Below are 20,272 nucleotides of genomic sequence, written 5' to 3' on the forward strand. Positions count from 1 at the left end.
GGATTTGGTTATCTAAATCTTTTACAAAAAAATGTTAAACTTGTAAATCCTATCAAACAGCCGAACCATCAGTCCTTTTCCCATCTTAATTCTGCATGTATCACTTTTTATGCTTACAAATCTTCTGGTGTATATGCACCTTAGTAGGTGGAAAACATTGATAAAGTCCTTAGACAAAAATTACTATCAAAAAGGGTATTAGCTTCTAACAAACTTTCCTAAAGCTTCCAAAAGCTGAGGTTTGTCATCAAGGGCAATTTTAGCTACAGCATAGAAATCGCGCATCCAATCATCCAATTCTGCGAGAGCAGAATCTTTAACCTTGGTGGCATTTTGGGACTCCCCTACCTCTCTAAGATAGTCAGATCTGGCGGCTTCCACTTCAGTTATTAACTGGTTGGTTTCATCAAGATGTTCAGGAGTAATTTTAAGACGGGCAAGTTTAGCTTGAATATCGGTATCGCTGAGGGCCACCGAATAAAATTTCTTCACTGTTTCGAGCCAATTAACATAAGCTTTAGGCAAAATACCGGTAACCCCTAATTTTTCTTTGGTAACTTCATCTTTTCGGAAAATAACTTTAGCTTTTTTTCGGTCGAGGCTATACCTGTTGGCAAGATTTTCTTTCAAGTCGAACCAACGTTTGTAGGTTTCGGCCGTTTCATCATCTTCTGTTTTGTTGGCATCGAAAGCATCGCGTGCTTTGTTATACAGGGCTTTACCTTGAGCAATGGTTTCGGCATCATAACCCAATTCAGCCAAAGCCGATGCAATTTCAGACTGGTTTTGGGCATTGTCCAACGAAATTCTGTATTGCTCTAAAATCTCTGATTCTGAAAATCTAGGTCTTGTCGGCATATTTGTTCAATTTTAAGTTTAACATATAATACCTTTTTGAGACATGAAGATTTAAAGAATCAAAATGATTAAATTTTTGAGATACTTCTTTAAGTGCCCTACCTATTATTTTATATTTCCAAAGCAATGCTTCAAGTTACCCCTTCAATGCTTCAAGTTTCCCCTTCATTGCTTCACGTTCCCCGAACGATGCTTGCAGTTTCTCAAGCATTGCTTTATATTTCCCAACTATTGCTTTATATTTCTCGAACTTTGCTTCAAGTAACCCGAGTGTTGCTTCAATTTTACTTTTAATTGCTTCGTGTTACCGATGCTTTGCTTCAATTATACCATTTCTTACTTGGTATTTCATTAAGGTAGTTACAATTATTTGAAGAATAATTTTTAGAAATGTGCAAACGTTTATACGAATCCTGCTTATTAAAGTTATAAAACGATAATTGGATTAACATTTTTTAACTTCAAAAAATTAAGTATTTAACAACTAAGAAGCCTTCAGTCAAATATAAAATAATTTTCAACTTTATTAGCTATCCTTTTCCAAACAGGAAAATTAAGGCTCTAAACAGGATATAAAATTTTGATAATATATTTGTATTAGGACCGGAATTAATTAGTCAATATTTCATTATATATAAATGTTTTTTTTTGATTGTATATGTCGGACGATTGGCCAATAAAACAATAGAACCGAAGTAAAAAATAAAATAACTTTTGGGAGATTTATTTTGAAAATCTTAGCCTAAGAATTTCGGAAATACAATTTAACAATCAATAAAGCCAAAATTGAAGTATACATCATTAAATATAAAAAATTTTGAAAAATAATATTGTAAAATTACATTTACACTCAGTTTTAAAATGAGGTTAAATTGAAATATGACTTAACTGTGACTTATTGCAGAACTTGACACTGAATTTACTACCTTGTTAATTAATGCAAAAACAATAAATTACCAAATTTCGCAAAAGGATATAGAAAATTATTCACACTGTAACAAATTCAAAATTATTAACCAAATTAATTTTCCAACTTATTTTATTAACAATTCAATTACTAATCACATGAAAAAATTTACAAAATTATTAACAGGATTAGCTTTAACAGTTATTTTTTTCTCGGGTTGTGAGGATGATGAAGAGAGTGAGAAAAATTATTTTAACGTTGGGGAAAATGAGTTTATTATATCAGGAGGGCTCCTGGTAAATTGGGGTATTGACGATAGCGAATTATGGCATGAAGGATATAATACTGACTTAACTCTATATACAGAAGGCCTAACCGTAGAGGAGCTTGATGGCGAACATTATTTCGAAGGCAACGGTCACTTGTTATATTTTGAAATGTTTTCAGAGTCAGGAAGTTCACTGGATGAAACAACCTATACTTTTTCGGAGGAAATACCCTACTCCAAAGGAACTTTTGATTATGGCGAATATGTATATAATTACGATTCAGAAGATGATGAGCCGGAATCTTTTTCTGAAATTACCGACGGGACAGTTACGATTTCAAAAGACGGTAGTGATTATATAATTTCAATAGAATGTGTAACGAATAATGATGAAACTATCAAAGGATATTATAAAGGGAGCCTTGAATATATTGAAGTTGAATGGACATGGCAGGAATTTTCACGTTCAAAATCGGAATTAAAACCATACCAATTAATAAAGAAAAAATAAACAATTAGAATCTTATAAATTAATGCGGGTATTGAATTAAAGTATTTCTATTTAATACCCGCTGTTTTTTATCAACATAATAACGACTTTGGAACCTCACCAATTATATATTCTACCCCATATCGTCGAAAAGAAATTACCATATTACGAACCTTAATTCAATAAGCAGCCATTGTTAATTGAATGCTTGCCATTAATTCTCAATTTTACTTAAAGTAACATATAAAAAAGTTTTATCACTTTAAAACTTACCCCTGAAAACCTTTATTGGCGTGCTAATTAAATAAATATAAGATATTGTTAAAAAAGACTAACATACCAACTAAATGGATTGTTGGAATAAATTTGAGGCTATAACTTAATTATGTATATATCAAATAAAAAACACCATCAGCACAATGTAATCTACCCAAACAAAAAAAGAGGGTTTGAATGATGTAAAACCTATTTGGCATCCAATACGTATAAAGCCTAACCAATAAAAAAATTTGTTCCCTGCCCCAAAAAAAGCCGGGAAAACTAAGTTTAATTCATAATAAGTAGTAAACAGTGGCCATGGCTGGAATATTAAAGATTTTTTTTGGAAAGAAATTTCCTGACACACGGAAATACGAGACCCAACAAGATCAATTGAGAAATGAATACGCTCGATTTTTAGAATTGGGAAACTCTTCACTGTATCAAAGATTTTTGGAGTTAGACACTCAGGTTCATTCCGGCGAATTTAAACAAAGGGTATACGACCTGAAACACAAAAAATTTAAGGATACACCCGAATATCAAAAGCTTAAACGTTTTAAATCCCTCACAAACAATAAGGAAATTAAGGTTTATATGAAGTTTTACCGTTCGGGTAAAGCGCAAAAAATGGAAAAAATACAAAATTCCGAACCATATAAAAGATTCGAAGAACTTAAAGGCATTGTAAATACGCCTGAATTTTATAAAGAAAAATCGAGTCCTGACTTTAAGAAAAAAGAAGCTTACAAACAATTAAAGGAATATAAAAAGCTTCAAAAAGATAATTCCATAAAATGGTTATTAAAGACAGAAAAATCACAGGCTTATAAGATATATAAGAAACTGGATGGTAGCGAAATATTATCCGAATATTACGAACTTAAAGCATTCGTTGAGTCACCCGATTTTAAAGAATACAAGGCCTTTATGGAAGACCGACGAAAATTTCAAAAGTCGGAAGAGGCATCGTTATTGAAAGAATATGCCGAATTAAAAAAGGACAAAGATATTGTATGGTACCTGCGTAAAAAAGAAGAAAAACCATTTGAAGAACTAAAAAAATGGAAATTAACCTTTGAGGATCAATTTAGCGGGACAAGTTTGGATCAAAAAAAATGGATTACAGCCTATTATTGGGGAAAAGCGTTAATGAATGACAGTTATTCGTTAGAAGGAGAAAAACAATATTACTCACCAGCCAATATAGAAGTGAGAGATTCAGTGTTGCGCATAATAACACGAAAGGAAGAGATAGAAGGGAAAGTATGGAATCCACAATGGGGCTTTCGGAAACAAAAGTTTAAATACACATCGGGTCTGATAAGTACGGGTCAAAGTTTCCGTCAAAAATATGGTCGGTTTGAGGCCAAAGTTCGCTTTAATAAGGCTTATCCCTTTATTCATGCGTTTTGGATGGTGGGCGAAAAAATGGTGCCCCATATAGATATTTTCAAAACCATGTATTCAGGCGGTCGTTTACTTGAGGCTGGGATAATATCAGATATCGAAAGAAAAACGGTGAAAGAATCGACAAAGCGAATTAATGGGGCTCAATTCACCAAAGACTTTTTTATTTATTCACTGGATTGGAGTGAAAATGAGATGGTTTGGAAGATTAATGGGGTTCCGGTATACCGTCAGACCCATAATATACCGCAAGAGCCTATGTATCTGACTTTTTGCACCACATTAGTAGAAGAACCATCGGAATCGGAACTACCGGCCATAATGGAAATTAATTGGATAAGGTGTTATAAAAAAGTTTGAAAGTTTAGGAAAAATACATTAAACTAAGTACAGTAATTGTTACGACCATATAAATAATAGTAAGAGGAAAACCGATTTTAAAAAAATCGCGGAAGTTATAATTTCCTGGGCCGTAAACCATAAGGTTTGTTTGGTAACCAATGGGAGTTATAAAATTAGCGGCCGCAGCAAAAGAGACTACTAATGCAAAAGGTTCAGGATTAAGTCCCAAAGTTTTAGCCGCTGTAAGAGATATCGGAAATACAATAGCCACAGCGGCTTTGTTGGTAATATATGCAGCCAACATTGAAGTTATCAGATAAATTCCAAAAAGGAGTGTAACTCGCCCAAAAGGCAAAAATACACTAATGATAAGATTGGCCACCATATCAGCCACACCGGTTTTAATCATAGCGGTTCCCAAAGCAAGGGAAAGAGCTATTATTGCAGCCAGGTTGTAGTCGATATTTCGGGGCAAGTCTTTGGGGGAAACAATTTTCAGAGCTGAAACCAGGATGAGCACCACAAACAAGCCGATAAACAAAGGCACCAATTTCACTGCCGACAGCAAAATGGCCAGGAGAGTACCAGCGAGGAGGGCATAGATTTTATATTTTTCGGTACGATTAAATTCCCGAATTTTGGAGATGAGATAAAAATCTTGTTCACTTTCCACTCTACTGCTAAAGGCTTCGCCAACGAGTAGCATCAAAACATCTCCGGCTTTGAGTTTAACTTCATCCATTTTCCCAAGCACTCTTTCGCCGTTTCGGTGCAAAGCCAACAAGGCGGCATCATAACGTCCTCTGAAATTAATTTCGCGAATGGTTTTGGTAATCAGAGTAGAATTATGAGAGACGACGACTTCAACCACCTGGGTTTTTTTTAATTTAGACATTATTCCTACTGTAGGGAGAGTAAGTCCGCTATTTTCAGACATAAGTCGAACAACATTTTTGTTTTCACCTGCAAATCGGAGTAAGTCGCCCTCTTGTAATCTGAAGTGGTCAGAAAAAAGCTGAAATACTTTGTTTCCTCGAATTATTTCAATAAGTACGAGTCCATCCATGTCACGTATTTCTGCCTCTTGGAGCGTTTTTCCCACCAGATGGCTATTGGGTCTAACTTCAGCTTCGACGAGATATTTTCGGTCTGAAGATGAATATTCTTCCATGACACTTTTCCTGTTAGGCAGCAAACGATAAGAAAAAAAGTAGAGATAAAGCATCCCAACTATCAATGCCGGAAACCCCGCATAAAAAAAGTCGAACATATCCAAGGGCGGCATATCCGGAAAGATATGCTGGTCCACAACCATTCCGTTAACAATAAGGTTGGTAGAGGTTCCAATGAGGGTTACACAACCTCCTAAAATAGCTGCATAAGACAAAGGAATTAACAATTTTGAAGGAGCAATATTGTGTCTGTGGCTCCACTGGTGGACATAAGGCATCATTACAGCAACCAAAGGGGTATTATTTAAAAAAGCGGAAAAACCGCCTACCCAAATCATCATTCTGGCAAGGAAACCTTTATAATTCATGGATTTTGGGAAAGCCTTTTCGAAGATAGCCTCAATGACGGAAGTTTGTCTGATAGTATCTCCCAGTAATAAGAGCATTATGATGACCGCAATTTGTTCATTGGCGAACCCGGCAAGAATTTCAGATGGAGTAAGTACATTAAATATCCCCAAAACCATAACGGCAATAAAAAAGGTAAAAGCCGCTCCCATAAGTTCCCTATAAAGGGAAAGAAGGATAAAAGCAATAACAATAAAAACAAGGATAACATCAAATGTTGCAACATTCATATTGGGTCTTGATTTCTTCTTTATAAGAAATATTCAAAAGCGCAAGTTAAAAACATATTTGGACAAATTTAACAAATCCTTTTATGAAATTGTTTGTGTTGGCTCACACCATTAAAAAAAAGCAAAAATGTGTTAGTTGCGTTAAAAGGGGCAAAGTGGTTCATTACCGTTTTAAATCATGCATTGTAATTACTACCTTTGAAATGATAAAAACAAAAACGTACAAAAAGGCATGAATATTCAGGAAAAAAAAGAAGCATTTGGCAAGTTGTTGGAAATAATGGATGAGCTAAGAGAAAAATGTCCATGGGATCGGAAGCAGACAAACGAGTCGTTAAGGACTTTAACCATAGAAGAGACCTATGAACTTGCGGATGCGATACTGGCGGGGTCAGAAAACGGGATTCGCAAAGAATTGGGTGACCTATTGTTACATATAGTTTTTTATTCCAAAATTGGGGAGGAAAAAGAAAGTTTCACAATCAAAGAAGTAATAGAGGGGCTAATTGAGAAGCTAATTTACCGCCATCCCCATATATTTGGTGAGACAAAAGTAAAGGATGCGGGTGAGGTTGAACAAAACTGGGAACGATTAAAGCTAAAAGAAAAGGAGGGAAACCATTCGGTACTATCGGGCGTCCCTAAGTCACTTCCGGCGATGGTAAAGGCCAACCGTATACAGGAAAAGACACGCGGAGTTGGGTTTGACTGGGAACATAGGGAACAAGTATGGGACAAAGTTCAGGAAGAATTGGAAGAATTAAAGGAAGAGATTGCCCATGGCAATCAGAAAACTATTGAAGAAGAATTTGGGGATTTGTTTTTTTCACTTATCAATGCGGCAAGGCTCTATGGTGTTAATCCAGAGAATGCCCTGGAACGAACGAACCAAAAGTTTATAAAGCGGTTTAGTTATTTGGAACAAAAAACCATAAAGCAGGGAATAGATTTAAAGAATCTAAGCCTTGAAGAAATGAATAAAATTTGGGAAGAGGCAAAAAACATTAATATTGTTTAAAAGCTTATCAGTGATTTTTTGAACATAGCTGATTATGAACAAAACAATTGGTTATATGATCATTTACCATACCGGTGGCTTGCATATGGGCATACACGATAGTTGACCCAACAAATTTAAAGCCACGTTTTTTTAGGTCTTTACTTATTTTATCAGACAATGGCGTTGTTGACGGAATTTCCTCAGTGTTTTTGAAATGGTTAGTTATAGGTTTTCCGTCAACAAAGCCCCAAATGTAACTGGAAAAAGTTCCAAACTCTTTCTGAACTTTAATAAAAGCCCTGGCATTGGTTACAGCTGCCCTGATTTTTAATTGATTGCGAACAATACCTTCATTTAACATTAAACGCTGAATCTTCTTTTCATCATATTCCGCAATTTTTAAATAATCAAAATTATCAAAAGCCATTCTAAAGTTGTCCCGTTTCCGAAGAATAGTGATCCAACTTAAGCCGGCCTGAAACCCTTCGAGGATCAAAAATTCAAAGAGTTTATGGTCATCATAAATGGGTCTCCCCCATTCTTCATCATGATATTTGATGTAGAGGGGATCATTGCCACACCAATTGCAACGGGGTTGTTTAATGTTTATCATATTATCTTTTTCGATACACATCTGGTATAAGTTCAAAATTTTTTCTTAAATTGATAAACGAAATGAACATAACCGATATAGGTTGTCAAAGCCAATAAAGGTATAAAAATTTGGTCATTTAGGTTCCATTCTCAATAGTATCTGGCAAGACTTAAAATTAGAAAAAAAGGGAACGGAATAAAGACATAAAATATTATTTTTATTTCACCAAACCACCAAATTATATATAGAATATGAATTCACCAGAGTTAATCCCATCGGCCCGACGATTTGGAACAGCGCCTGTTTTTATTACCGCAATATCTACCATATTAGGTGCTATTTTATTTCTTCGTTTTGGATATGCGGTGGGGACAATAGGATTTATAGGGAGTTTATTGCTTATTTTTTTAGGACATTTGATCACCATACCGACAGCTTTGGCGATATCGGAAATATCAACCAATACGAGGGTTGAAGGTGGTGGTGAATATTATATTATTTCTCGATCTTTTGGATTAAATATAGGGGCCACCATAGGCCTGGCCTTGTTTCTTTCACAAGCAATAAGTATTGCTTTTTACATAATAGCCTTCACGGAAACCTTTGAAATGTTTTTTAATTGGTGGAATATTCGTTTTGGCTGGGATTTGCCACGGCAAGTAATAAGCTTGCCGGTATTACTGATATTAGCGGTAATGATACTTCGCCAGGGTGCTAATCTGGGTGTAGGCCTGTTGTATGGTGTAGCGGGAATACTGTTTTTATCTCTTCTATTATTTTTCTTAGGTCACGGTGCAAATGAGACGGTACCGGGGGAATTTTTTAGAAGCAATGTAACGTTTACCAACAGAGATTCTTTTTTTTCGGTATTTGCCATTTGTTTTCCGGCTTTTACGGGAATGACGGCAGGTGTAGGATTGAGCGGGGATCTCAAAAATCCAGGCAAATCATTACCCGTGGGAACAATGCTGGCTACTTTTTTGGGCATGTTAATATACATATTGGTAGTATGGAAGATGGCATCATCGGTACCCAAAGAAGCATTACTTTCAAATCAATTGATAATGTCGGAGATAGCTATTGGTGGTAGCATATTTGTATTATTGGGATTAGCGGCCAGCACATTGTCGTCAGCATTGGGTTCGGTATTAGTAGCACCACGAACGCTACAGGCTTTGGCGAGTGATCGCAGCCTACCCATTTCTCGCATAAATAGTGTATTAGCCAAGGGAAAGGGTTCGACCAATGAACCCCGTAACGCATCGTTGGTGGCTTTTGTTATAGCCTTTGTTTTTGTTGCCTTGGGTAATGTCGATGCCGTTGCGGAGGTAATTTCCATGTTCTTTTTGATAACCTACGGTTCACTATGTTTAATAAGTTTTTTAAATCATTTTGGTTCTTCTCCCTCCTATCGTCCACGATTTCGTTCAAAATGGTATTTCTCACTCCTGGGTTTTGTATTATCAGTATGGGTAATGTTTATGATAAATCCTGTATACACTATTCTTGCCTATAGCTTAATAGTCGTAATTTATTTGGTAATAGAACATTATCACAAAGATCGAAGTGGTTTGGTTAATTTATTTAAAGGGGCCTTATTTCAACTGAACCGACGGTTACAGGTATATATGCAAAAGAATCAGGGGCCTGCAGAAAAAGAAGAATGGCGACCGGCTGCAGTATGCATATCTTCGCATTCATTTGAACGCCCCAAAATTTTTGATTTGATGAATTGGATATCCTACCGACATGGTTTTGGGACCTACTTTCATTTTATAGAAGATTATTTCAGTCGCCAGACTTATCAGGCATCTCGCGAAATAATGAATGAATTAATAGACTTTCAAAAAGAAGAGAACAGCTCACTTTATATTGACACCATGATATCTCCATCTTATACCTCGGCGATAGCCCAAATCATACAAGCTCCCAGTATATCGGGTATGGAGAACAACATGGTTATTTTTGAATATGATAAAAATCAACCGGAAGAGTTGGATCGCATTATTGATAATATATCCTTAACCAAAGCGGGTGATTATGATGTATGTGTTTTTGGCTCTAGTAAATCGACTCCTCATTACAGAAATGGAATTCACGTATGGATTCGGCCGGTAGATTATTTGAATGCTAATTTAATGATACTTTTAGGTTACATTATATTGGGGCATCCGGACTGGAAAAAAGGTAAGATAAAAATATTTAGTATTTGTGCTCCGGAACATATAGAAAAAACTCGGGAAGAATTGGATTTACTGGTCAAAGAAGGCCGGCTCCCCATAACCCTATCAAACATTGAAATTGTGCCAGCTACGGGCAATCTTCCTGTACACGAAATTGTGTCAGAAAAATCCCGAAAAGCCGGATTAATAATAATGGGTTTTAGAGAAGAGCACATAAAACAACGAGGGAAAGAATTCTTTAACGATTATCGCTCACTTAATGACATATTATTTGTAAATGCGTCACGAGCCACTGATATTATTGAAAAGAAAAAACTCGAACTTAGTAGTATTACTTCTTAATTTATTTGTTCAAAACTTGTTATGTCCAAAGTTTGAGGTCTCTGCCTCGCCTTTGACAAGGCTCATGTCAGGCCTTAAGGTTTCGATATGAGCTTTGTCAAAGGTGAAAACTAAACTTCTCGCTTATCTAGAAATTAATGAACACCTTGGGCTATCTCACTTCCACATGTACACTTTTATTATTTGAATCTTAATTCGTCAGGCACGATTCATATGTATAATTTCGATTTGATTCATAGACGGATAGAATTAAATTTAAGTTTATAGGTTTTGATTTTCAATGGCCTATGATTTTTTAAAGCAAGAATTTTCCCTTCCCTCCTATTTATGTATCAAGAGCAAAAAAATATAAAAAAAGGTATCGTTAACGCACACGGAAGCAATATAAATTATATCTTTGCTCCGTTAACGTTAACGACATTTATTATACTTTGAATCAAAGTATAATAAAGCTATATCTATTGTAAAATATTAAAACAATTGAAGAGATTATGGGAATGGAACAAACGTGGCGTTGGTATGGACCAACGGATCCGGTAAGTTTAACAGATATTCGTCAAGCCGGGGCAACCGGCATTGTTACTGCCTTGCACGAAATACCCATTGGCGAAGTATGGACAGAAGAAGCAATTGCCAAGAGAAAAAGATTAATTGAATTGGATGAAAGTGGCCGTGCAGCCAAACCTCGGGGATTAACCTGGTCAGTTATTGAGAGCCTGTCTGTCCATGAGGATATAAAATTAGGGCGACCTACCCGTGACCAATGGATAGAAAAATATCAGGAAAGTCTTCGGAACATAGGAAAAGTAGGAATACCTGTAGTAACCTACAATTGGATGCCGGTTGTAGACTGGACCAGAACGAACCTGGAGTTGGAATTGGATGATGGTGCGAAAGCTCTGGAATTTAATATGAGTGAGTATATCGCATTTGACTTGTTTATTTTAAAGCGGAAGAATGCAGAGCATGACTATACCGAAGAACAAATAGAAGCCGCCAAAAGGAAATATGAGGCGATGAGCGATGAGCAACGTTATGTATTGCAAAACAACATCATCGCCGGATTACCAGGTGGCAATGAAAGTTATTCTTTGGAAGAATTTAGACAAAGGTTAGCCGATTATGAAGGTATTGATAGTTCCCAATACCGGGAAAATTTGAAATATTTTCTGGAAGCAGTTGTACCGGTAGCCATTGAATCAGGAGTACGGTTAGCCATCCATCCTGATGATCCTCCCCTATCATTATTTGGATTACCCAGAATAGTAAGCACCGAATCGGATTTGCAATTCATTGTAAATGTAGTAGATTCGATCCACAATGGTCTTTGTATATGTACGGGCTCTTTGGGTGTTCGTGCGGATAACGATTTACCCGGAATTATAACACGATTAGGGCATCGAATCAATTTCTTACATCTAAGGAGTACGCAACGTTATCTGGATGGCAGTTTTCATGAAGCCAGTCATTTACGAGGGGATGTAGATATGTATAAGGTTATGGTAGAAGTATTAAAAGAGCAGAAAAGGCGCGAAGCAGCACATCGTGTAGACGCTCGTATTCCTATGCGAGCAGATCATGGTCATACAATTCTTGATGATTTAAAGAAGAAAACCAATCCGGGATATTCGGCAATTGGCTTACTCAGCGGCATGGCAGAATTACGAGGATTGGAAATGGGAATTGAAAAAAGTGGTGTTATATACCAAATGGAGTAGGAGAAACGGGAAATAATCCCGTTTCTCCTACTCCATTGAATTATATTACATACCTAAAGTTGCGACCATGACAGCCTTAATGGTATGCAATCGATTTTCTGCCTGGTCAAAAACTATTGATGCCGGTGATTCAAAAACCTCTTCGGTAACTTCTTGTCCATCGAGGCCAAATTTGTTAAAGATCTCTTCACCCAGAATGGTTTCTCGATTATGGAAGGCAGGCAGGCAATGCATAAATTTGCAGGCAGGATTTTCCGTCATCTCCATGGTTTTAGCATTGACCTGATAAGGTTTTAACAACTTGATGCGATCATTCCAAACCTCTTCGGGTTCTCCCATCGAAACCCAAACATCTGTATAAAGAAAATCGCAACCTTCAACTCCTTTTTTTAAGTCATCTGTAATGGTAATCACAGCCGCTGTTTCACCGGCAATTTTACGACATTGCTCAACTAATTGAGGTGAAGGTTGCAAGGATTTAGGACCGATAATTCGGACATCCATACCCATTTTTGCGCCTCCCACCAAGAGAGAATTAGCCATATTGTTACGCCCATCCCCCAGATAAGCAAAAGAAATCTGATTGAGAGGAACGGTAGAATGTTCCTTCATGGTTAAAAAATCAGCTAAGATTTGGGTTGGATGAAATTCATCGGTAAGTCCGTTCCATACCGGTACTCCGGCGTATTTGGCCAATTCTTCAACTATTTTCTGGGAAAAGCCACGGTATTCTATGGCATCATACATTCTGCCCAAAACACGCGCTGTGTCTTTCATCGATTCTTTATATCCTATTTGAGAGCCGGAAGGCCCAAGATAAGTTACATGAGCCCCCTGGTCATAAGCAGCCACTTCGAAAGCACAGCGAGTGCGAGTGGAGGTTTTTTCGAAAATCAAGGCTATATTTTTCCCTCGTAGTCTGGGTTGCTCAACCCCGGCATATTTGGCAGCTTTAAGATTTTGAGCCAAATCAAGTAAAAAGTTAATTTCTTCAGGGGAAAAATCAAGAAGTTTCAGAAAATGTCTATTTCTTAGATTAAAAGCCATACTGATAGAAATTTAGATTTTTAGATATTAGATAAATAGATAACCAAAGAAAAAATAATTCTGTATAGATATACCTAATATTGATCCAATATATTTGGAGGTGAAAAAATAAAATCTTAGAGGTCGTACTTATGTAAATCTTTTTCGTCATACTCCATGGTGATTTTGGTGCCGAACGACTTATCTTCCAGTTTTTTAGATTCTGTAATTACACATTTTTGTCCCCCTTTTTTAATAAAATCGAGCGCAGCTTTTATTTTGGGTGCCATGCTTCCTTCACCAAATGTTCCGGAATTAAGGTATTTAACTGTATCGTGGTAATTCAGAAATTCCAATTTTCGTTGATTCGGTTCACCAAAATTAGCGTAAACAAATGGAACATCGGTTAAAATGTAGAGTTCATCGGCTTTAATTTGTGATGCCAATAATGAGGAAGCCAAATCTTTATCTACAACAGCTTCAGAAGGCCTCAGGCAACCCTTATTATCGAGATAAACAGGAATTCCACCTCCTCCGACAGCAATCACTATTGTCCCAGCCCGGGCATTACTTTCAATAACATGGCTGTTCATTATAGACTTGGGGTGAGGGGAAGGCACAACACGCCGATACCCTCCTTTATTTTTTTTATCTTCTTTAAAGAGCCAACGATGGCTTTTGGCTAACACGTCAGCCTCCTCTTTGGACATGATTTTCCCTATTCTCTTTGTTGGATTACTGAACGCAGGATCGTTGGGATCTACTTCGGTAAGGGTCATTAAAGTTAACACATTTCGCATAAGACGGTGTTTATGCAATACATTAATCAAACACCGTTCAATCATATAACCAATTCCCCCTTGACTATCGGCCACACAAATATCCAGTGGCATTTGAGGAATTTTATATAGCTTTTCACCGGCATCGTTGCGCATCAATATATTGCCGACTTGGGGGCCATTCCCGTGAGTAAAAACCAAATTATAACCCTCTTTTACCAAAAAAATCAGGTTTTCTAATGTTTCGGTAGTATTTGCTTCTTGTTCCTCGATGGTACCCGACTGATGATTTCTCAGTAAGGCATTTCCGCCAAGTGCTACAACTGCCAGTTTGCCCATATCATTTTAATTTAAATGAATCATTTAATTACTGTCAATGATTTAATTGTAGTGCGCGAAGAAAGTCTTCCTTAATAAATCTTCATAGAAGTTCTCCTTTTTCACTTTACTATTTTCGTAATTCTAAAAAATTTTTCCTATGACTGTTGTCATTAATTATAGAAACCAATAACAATAACGGCACATATCTCATAACCAACTCAACTAATGAAACTTACAACATTTAATCAAAATATTAAGGACACCCCCAAACGTTTCAATTAAAAAAAACAGACGTTTTTTTGACGAGTAATATCAATGCATCCACAGGAATTATCCCAATGTCGTTTTTTTATTTTAGTTTTGAGATATCTTTATAAATCACAAGGGATATAGCATAAACCAAATAATGCGTATCAAAAAACAATATTTAGAAAAATTCAGGGTTACCAGAGATAGCTTAGTGAAAAATTTTAAAGGCATTGATCGGTTTTCCAAAGAATGAGTCACGATTTAGATTAAAATACATACGAATGCAACCATTAGGAAAATACAAGGGACTATTCATCCTCTTCATTTTGATTATTTTCGGAATAACAATTACGATTCAAGGATGCAAATCGCAGAAAGAAAAAAGTAGCTCCTCCCTAATTGAAGAGGGAATAGTTTATTATACCATATCATATATGCCTGAAATAAAAGAAAGATCATTTTCCTTTCTTCTTCCGGATGAAATGACATATTATTTCCGACGCGGTCAAGAGCGCATTACCTTTAAAGGAAATCTGGGGCTATATAAACTAGACTTTATCTCCAACCATTCAAATGACAGTAGTTCAACTTTGCTCAAAATCATTAATAAAAAAATGTATGTACCTGCCTCGGAAAGTCAAAAACTATTCATTTTTCAAAGTTTAAGAAACGGGAATTTAACCTTTGCCAAAGATACAACCCGACAGATATTAGGCTATAAAGCCCAAAAAGCAGTTATTCATTTAAACAGCCGGATTAATTCCGATATAGAAGTATGGTACAGTGCCCAAATAAGCAATGCCACAACCAACAAGAATACCCCATTTGCCCAAATACCGGGTGTTATGTTGGAATTTTCCATATATTACAATGATATGCGCTTCAACTTAAATGCCACCAAGATTGAAAAAGCGGTGCTCTCTGACTCTCTGTTTACGGTACCTTCGGATTACCAACCAACAACTTTACAAGAAATTGAGCAAACCATTACCGGGATATTTCACTGATTATAGAATTTTATTTATCTCTATTCATAAAGCCAAAAGGTGATTCAATTTATTAATTTTGCATCTAGAAAATAGATTTCTGGTCTATTTTAAAGCAAGGGAAATAAAAAATTGGCCATATCACCTGCAAAATTCAATGGGGATATAGTGTTCCTATCGTAACAATCTTTAATAAAAAAGGACGTTTTATTGACAAGCAACACGAGAATAAATAAAATTTGCAACCACCAAGGACATAAATCATGAGCAGCAGAAATAAAAACAAGAAGGGGAAAAAAAGTGGGAAATCCGGAATATTAAGATGGGAAAAAGGTATCAATTCCTATAAAATGCGATTTATAACAGGAATGGCGTTGGTAGCCATATCCTTTTACTTGGCCTTAGCCTTCATGTCCTTTTTTTTCACCGGATTTGCGGATCGGAGCAAATTTGATATTGATTTTTGGGAATTCTTTCGCAGTGCCGATATTACAGTAGAAAACTGGACCGGAAAGATAGGCGCATGGCTGGCAAATACTTTCATTAATGATTGGTTTGGAATTGCCGCTTTATCCATACTTGTAATATTATTCATGACAGGGATTAAGTTACTTGGTGCCAAAGTTGTAAAACTTTCCCGAATAATTGTTCACTGCATGATTATTACCATTTGGTTGTCCGTAACTTTAGGTTTTTTATTTATTGATTCCGTCAACGACCAATATCTGTTATTAGGTGGTGCACATGGTTTTTTTATGAGCGTTTGGTTGCAATCGGCCATAGGACGTGCCGGAATGTATATTCTGATTATTCTAACTTTAGTTGCTTATTTATCCTTCAGTTTTGATTGGTTTATTCCATTTATATCCAAACCCTTTAAAAAGAGGAGTATTGGTGATTCTGTTGGTGAGGGGACAGAAATTCGAAAGACAGATCCCAACATATCATCTGAAAGGGAAAAACAAGCGGATGAAGATGAAGAACAACATCAGCAGATGCATCAACCAATAATAGAAGTACCAGCACCTTCTGCTGATAATGAAGAATATTCACCCAATGAAGATAGAAAAGGCAATTTCGTTGAAAAGGAATTGGAGCCAACCAACACCAATCCATCACTTGAGAATAACGATAGCGACAATAGTCTGGAACTTACCATTGAAAAGGCTGCAAAGGAAGAAATATTGCACCATACAGAAAATAAGCCATTGGGCGATTATGATCCAACGCTGGATCTATCTAATTATAAGCTTCCCACTTTTGATTTACTGGACGAACATAGTTCACATTCGGGGCAAGTTGACGAACAGGAACTGATTACCAATAAAAACAAGATAGTTAAGACTCTGGAAGATTATAAAATAGAGATAAAAAGCATAAAAGCTACTGTAGGCCCAACGGTAACATTATATGAGATAGTTCCTGCCCCCGGTGTTCGAATCTCAAAAATAAAAAATCTGGAAGACGATATAGCATTATCGTTAGCGGCTTTGGGCATTCGGATCATTGCCCCCATCCCCGGACGAGGAACTATAGGTATCGAAGTCCCCAATTCGGAACCTGAAATTGTTTCGATGCGATCAATAATAACATCCAAAAAATTCCAGAACAGTAAATATGAATTGCCCATAGCGTTTGGGAAAACCATCAGCAACGAGACTTTCATGCTCGATCTGACAAAAGCTCCTCACCTATTGGTTGCCGGCGCTACCGGGCAGGGTAAGTCGGTAGGACTTAATGCCATAATAACCTCTTTACTATACAAAAAACATCCCTCTCAATTAAAGTTTGTTTTAGTTGATCCCAAGAAAGTCGAACTCAACATATACAGTAAGATAGAAAATCACTTCTTAGCAAAACTCCCCGACGAAGAAGAGCCGATAATTACCGATGTACAGCGTGTTGTTAACACACTTCAATCCCTTACCATTGAGATGGACCAGCGTTACGAGTTGTTGAAAAAAGCTCATGCGAGAAACATAAAAGAATACAACCACAAGTTTGTGAAACGGCAGCTGAATCCTGAAAAAGGACATCGTTTCATGCCTTATATTGTAGTGATAATCGATGAGTTTGCCGACCTAATTATGACTGCCGGAAAAGAGGTGGAAATGCCAATAGCAAGGATAGCCCAGCTTGCTCGTGCTGTGGGTATTCATATGATTATTGCTACGCAGCGTCCATCCACCAATATTATTACTGGTGTTATTAAAGCCAATTTCCCTACCCGGGTAGCATTTAAAGTTGCCTCCATGATCGATAGCCGCACCATACTTGACTCACCCGGTGCCAACCAGTTAATAGGACGCGGAGATATGCTTATTACACAAGGAAGTGATTTGGTTCGGGTTCAATGTGCATTTGTTGATACGCCTGAAGTAGAAAGAATCAATGATTATATTGGCTCACAACAAGGATATCCCTCTGCCCTATTATTGCCCGAATATTCCGGTGATGATAATGACAACAGTGAACCGGGCAGTATTGACTTATCAAAACGAGATCCTATATTTGAGGAGGCGGCCCGAGTGGTTGTTGCCCACCAATCGGGTTCTACATCCCTTATTCAGCGTCGTTTTTCAATTGGCTATAATCGTGCCGGACGAATCATTGATCAGTTAGAGGCCGCAGGGGTCGTGGGACCTTTTGAAGGTAGCAAGGCCCGACAAGTATTAGTACAAGATGAACAGGAATTGGAAAAAATTTTTAATTCTATCCGCTAACTTTGGAACGGTAATTGATTAAGGACTTTTGCATAAAAATTTGACCAAAAATGAAAAGATTTTTTATTTCTGTTTTTATTTCCTTTTTTGCAACCTTAATAATTGGGGCTCAAAGTCCCGAAGTGGTGAAAGCCGGCAATATTTTAGACAAAGTCAGCGAAATTATTCAATCGTGTCAATCAATTAAAGCTGATTTTACTTTTACCATGGAAAATACTCAGGCAGATATAACCGATTCGCATGAGGGAACAATATTAATTGCCGGTGACAAATACAAAGCATCGGTGATGAACGTTGAAAGTTATTTTGATGGTAAAACGCTTTGGACCTATTTAAAAGAAGTGGATGAAGTAAATATTTCCTATCCGGACCCAACTGACGAAACAACGTTAAGCCCTTCAAACATTTTCAGCATTCATAAAAACGGATTTCGATATATATTTGCCGGGGAGGATGTTATTGATGGACAAAAAGTGAATATTGTGGATTTATTTCCGGAGGATAGAAATAAACCCTATTCCAGAATTAAGGTGTATGTTGATGAAAAAACTCATTACATCAAAAAAATCGTCCAAATTGGGAAGGACGGGAATAATTATATGATAGATATTAATCATATGGAAACTAATATTCCCTATGAGGCAGATATGTTTATCTTCGATCCTGCAAACCATCCTGATGTCGAAGTAATAGATATGCGGTAGTTTCGACAGTTTTTCCATAAAAATATTTTCCCGGGAAAAGAATACTAATCTAAATCATATTTAGAGGCCTTTTCCGGCCATATATATGTAAAAGAACACTTTTGTTTTACTATTAAAAAAGTGATGCCCATCACTACCAACTAATAACAACCACGTTTTTTTTACCGAATGGAACAATTAATGCATATAACAATGCAGCATTGGGTAGTAAAAAATATTTTTGCCAAAGACGTAACATCCATTAAACATTTCGTCACATTTCTTTCCACATAATATTACTCAAGAAACCGGGCATTAGATAAAATCTATTTCCCGGTTTTTTATGGTTTTTTTGGATCATATAACCAAACAAAATATATGTGATATGGAAATCGTAGTTAAAGAGTTGAATCATTTTTACGGGCCGCAAAAAGCCCTGGATCAGCTCTCGTTTAAAGTAAGAACGGGGGAGATTTTGGGTTTCTTGGGGCCCAACGGGGCCGGAAAAACCACCACTATGAAGGCCATTACCGGTTATTTGACGCCGTCCGAAGGTGATGTTTTTATAGATGGGATAAGTGTAACCCAAAATCCGGAACAAACCAAAAAGACTATTGGCTATTTGCCGGAAAACAACCCTCTGTACGGCGACATGCCGGTAATTGATTACTTAATCTTTGCAGGGCAACTTCAAGGCTTAGAGGGACAAAAACTCAAGGATAGAGTTCGCGAAATGGTAAGAGTTTGTGGTCTCAACACCGAGAAACACAAAAAAATTGGCGAACTATCAAAAGGTTATAAACAACGTGTAGGGCTTGCTCAAGCTCTGATTCATGACCCTCAGGTTCTAATATTGGACGAGCCTACCACCGGTCTCGACCCCAACCAAATCATTGAAATCCGGGAATTAATCCGACAAATTGGAAAAGAAAAAACCGTATTGCTTAGCTCTCACATTCTTGCTGAAGTAGAAGCCACATGCGACCGGGTATTAATTATCAACAAGGGAAAACTCGTAGCGGATGGAACACCCGAAGAATTGAGAAAACAAGCCAGTGGCCACGAGATACTTCATGTTAGTATTGGTGGTGAAGAAGATAAAAATAAAATATTTAAAGCCTTACAAGATATTCCACAGGTTGCAGTAGTAGATTTTCGCAACGACAAAAAGAGCGGCTTTGAAGTTCAAAGCAAGACGGGCGAAAGTTCGGCAAAAAGTATTTTCGATATGTGTGTAAATAATGGTTGGTATCTGACCGAACTTACGCCGTTTGAGAAAAACCTTGAAGATATTTTCCGAGAAGTAACCAAAGAGCAATAAAAA

At 36.9% G+C, this 20,272-nt stretch carries 14 protein-coding genes; 9 read left to right on the forward strand and 5 right to left on the reverse strand.

Annotated features, from left to right (window positions below; all coding sequences use genetic code 11):
• Positions 1-198: 198 nt before the first annotated feature.
• The gene (locus tag BM130_RS03610) at positions 199-858 is read right to left on the reverse strand and encodes a PQLLE family protein (protein ID WP_010528250.1); all 660 of its coding nucleotides are present in this window, start codon (positions 856-858) and stop codon (positions 199-201) included.
• A 1,065-nt stretch (positions 859-1,923) separates the two neighbouring features.
• On the opposite strand from BM130_RS03610, the gene BM130_RS03615 reads away from it, so the two are divergent.
• Positions 1,924-2,544: a hypothetical protein gene (locus tag BM130_RS03615; protein WP_138956924.1), complete on the forward strand. Its 621-nt coding sequence runs from the start codon at positions 1,924-1,926 to the stop codon at positions 2,542-2,544.
• Between the two features lie 555 nt (positions 2,545-3,099).
• A complete protein-coding gene (locus BM130_RS03620) occupies positions 3,100-4,551 on the forward strand; it encodes a family 16 glycosylhydrolase (protein ID WP_010528252.1) in 1,452 nt (483 codons plus the stop codon).
• Between the two features lie 4 nt (positions 4,552-4,555).
• Here BM130_RS03620 and BM130_RS03625 read toward each other — a convergent pair whose 3' ends face one another.
• A complete protein-coding gene (locus tag BM130_RS03625) occupies positions 4,556-6,343 on the reverse strand; it encodes an SLC13 family permease (protein WP_010528253.1) in 1,788 nt (595 codons plus the stop codon).
• Positions 6,344-6,575: 232 nt separating this feature from the next.
• On the opposite strand from BM130_RS03625, the gene mazG reads away from it, so the two are divergent.
• Positions 6,576-7,361: a nucleoside triphosphate pyrophosphohydrolase gene (gene mazG, locus BM130_RS03630; RefSeq protein ID WP_010528254.1), complete on the forward strand. Its 786-nt coding sequence runs from the start codon at positions 6,576-6,578 to the stop codon at positions 7,359-7,361.
• A gap of 7 nt (positions 7,362-7,368) precedes the next feature.
• Here mazG and BM130_RS03635 read toward each other — a convergent pair whose 3' ends face one another.
• Positions 7,369-7,956: a DNA-3-methyladenine glycosylase I gene (locus tag BM130_RS03635; RefSeq protein ID WP_044138799.1), complete on the reverse strand. Its 588-nt coding sequence runs from the start codon at positions 7,954-7,956 to the stop codon at positions 7,369-7,371.
• A gap of 233 nt (positions 7,957-8,189) precedes the next feature.
• Here BM130_RS03635 and BM130_RS03640 point away from each other — a divergent pair, with 233 nt between their 5' ends.
• Positions 8,190-10,463 (forward strand): amino acid permease, encoded by a 2,274-nt coding sequence (locus tag BM130_RS03640; RefSeq protein ID WP_010528256.1) that lies wholly within the window; start codon positions 8,190-8,192, stop codon positions 10,461-10,463.
• Between the two features lie 491 nt (positions 10,464-10,954).
• Entirely contained in the window at positions 10,955-12,181 is a 1,227-nt protein-coding gene (uxuA, locus tag BM130_RS03645) for a mannonate dehydratase (protein WP_010528257.1), read from the forward strand.
• A gap of 45 nt (positions 12,182-12,226) precedes the next feature.
• Here uxuA and BM130_RS03650 read toward each other — a convergent pair whose 3' ends face one another.
• Both BM130_RS03650 and BM130_RS03655 read right to left on the reverse strand, forming a co-directional pair.
• Positions 12,227-13,228, reverse strand: a complete 1,002-nt coding sequence (locus tag BM130_RS03650) for an ornithine carbamoyltransferase (protein WP_010528258.1) — start codon at positions 13,226-13,228, stop codon at positions 12,227-12,229.
• Positions 13,229-13,344: 116 nt separating this feature from the next.
• Entirely contained in the window at positions 13,345-14,325 is a 981-nt protein-coding gene (locus BM130_RS03655; protein WP_010528259.1) for a carbamate kinase, read from the reverse strand.
• Positions 14,326-14,837: 512 nt separating this feature from the next.
• Here BM130_RS03655 and BM130_RS03660 point away from each other — a divergent pair.
• From BM130_RS03660 to BM130_RS03675, 4 genes are all read left to right on the forward strand, one after another.
• Positions 14,838-15,563, forward strand: coding sequence for a membrane protein (locus BM130_RS03660; RefSeq protein ID WP_010528260.1), 726 nt, complete (start codon positions 14,838-14,840; stop codon positions 15,561-15,563).
• Between the two features lie 242 nt (positions 15,564-15,805).
• On the forward strand, positions 15,806-18,265 hold the full coding sequence (locus BM130_RS03665) for an FtsK/SpoIIIE family DNA translocase (protein WP_010528261.1): 2,460 nt from the start codon (positions 15,806-15,808) through the stop codon (positions 18,263-18,265).
• Between the two features lie 50 nt (positions 18,266-18,315).
• The gene (gene lolA1 / locus BM130_RS03670; RefSeq protein ID WP_010528262.1) at positions 18,316-18,969 is read left to right on the forward strand and encodes an outer membrane lipoprotein periplasmic chaperone LolA1; all 654 of its coding nucleotides are present in this window, start codon (positions 18,316-18,318) and stop codon (positions 18,967-18,969) included.
• Between the two features lie 364 nt (positions 18,970-19,333).
• The gene (locus BM130_RS03675; RefSeq protein ID WP_029626680.1) at positions 19,334-20,269 is read left to right on the forward strand and encodes an ATP-binding cassette domain-containing protein; all 936 of its coding nucleotides are present in this window, start codon (positions 19,334-19,336) and stop codon (positions 20,267-20,269) included.
• Positions 20,270-20,272: the final 3 nt, after the last annotated feature.

The organism is Thermophagus xiamenensis, assembly GCF_900112795.1.
In the GTDB taxonomy this organism is placed as follows: domain Bacteria; phylum Bacteroidota; class Bacteroidia; order Bacteroidales; family Marinilabiliaceae; genus Thermophagus; species Thermophagus xiamenensis.

What these genes read in the sequence shown, in the direction of transcription:
- mazG (WP_010528254.1), top strand. Translation starts at nt 6,576, where the DNA reads ATGAATATTCAGGAAAAAAAAGAAGCATTTGGCAAGTTGTTGGAAATA.
- BM130_RS03650 (WP_010528258.1), bottom strand. Translation starts at nt 13,228, where the DNA reads ATGGCTTTTAATCTAAGAAATAGACATTTTCTGAAACTTCTTGATTTT.
- BM130_RS03675 (WP_029626680.1), top strand. Translation starts at nt 19,334, where the DNA reads ATGGAAATCGTAGTTAAAGAGTTGAATCATTTTTACGGGCCGCAAAAA.
- BM130_RS03620 (WP_010528252.1), top strand. Translation starts at nt 3,100, where the DNA reads ATGGCTGGAATATTAAAGATTTTTTTTGGAAAGAAATTTCCTGACACA.
- BM130_RS03610 (WP_010528250.1), bottom strand. Translation starts at nt 858, where the DNA reads ATGCCGACAAGACCTAGATTTTCAGAATCAGAGATTTTAGAGCAATAC.
- BM130_RS03615 (WP_138956924.1), top strand. Translation starts at nt 1,924, where the DNA reads ATGAAAAAATTTACAAAATTATTAACAGGATTAGCTTTAACAGTTATT.
- BM130_RS03655 (WP_010528259.1), bottom strand. Translation starts at nt 14,325, where the DNA reads ATGGGCAAACTGGCAGTTGTAGCACTTGGCGGAAATGCCTTACTGAGA.
- BM130_RS03625 (WP_010528253.1), bottom strand. Translation starts at nt 6,343, where the DNA reads ATGAATGTTGCAACATTTGATGTTATCCTTGTTTTTATTGTTATTGCT.
- BM130_RS03660 (WP_010528260.1), top strand. Translation starts at nt 14,838, where the DNA reads ATGCAACCATTAGGAAAATACAAGGGACTATTCATCCTCTTCATTTTG.
- lolA1 (WP_010528262.1), top strand. Translation starts at nt 18,316, where the DNA reads ATGAAAAGATTTTTTATTTCTGTTTTTATTTCCTTTTTTGCAACCTTA.
- BM130_RS03635 (WP_044138799.1), bottom strand. Translation starts at nt 7,956, where the DNA reads ATGATAAACATTAAACAACCCCGTTGCAATTGGTGTGGCAATGATCCC.
- uxuA (WP_010528257.1), top strand. Translation starts at nt 10,955, where the DNA reads ATGGGAATGGAACAAACGTGGCGTTGGTATGGACCAACGGATCCGGTA.
- BM130_RS03640 (WP_010528256.1), top strand. Translation starts at nt 8,190, where the DNA reads ATGAATTCACCAGAGTTAATCCCATCGGCCCGACGATTTGGAACAGCG.
- BM130_RS03665 (WP_010528261.1), top strand. Translation starts at nt 15,806, where the DNA reads ATGAGCAGCAGAAATAAAAACAAGAAGGGGAAAAAAAGTGGGAAATCC.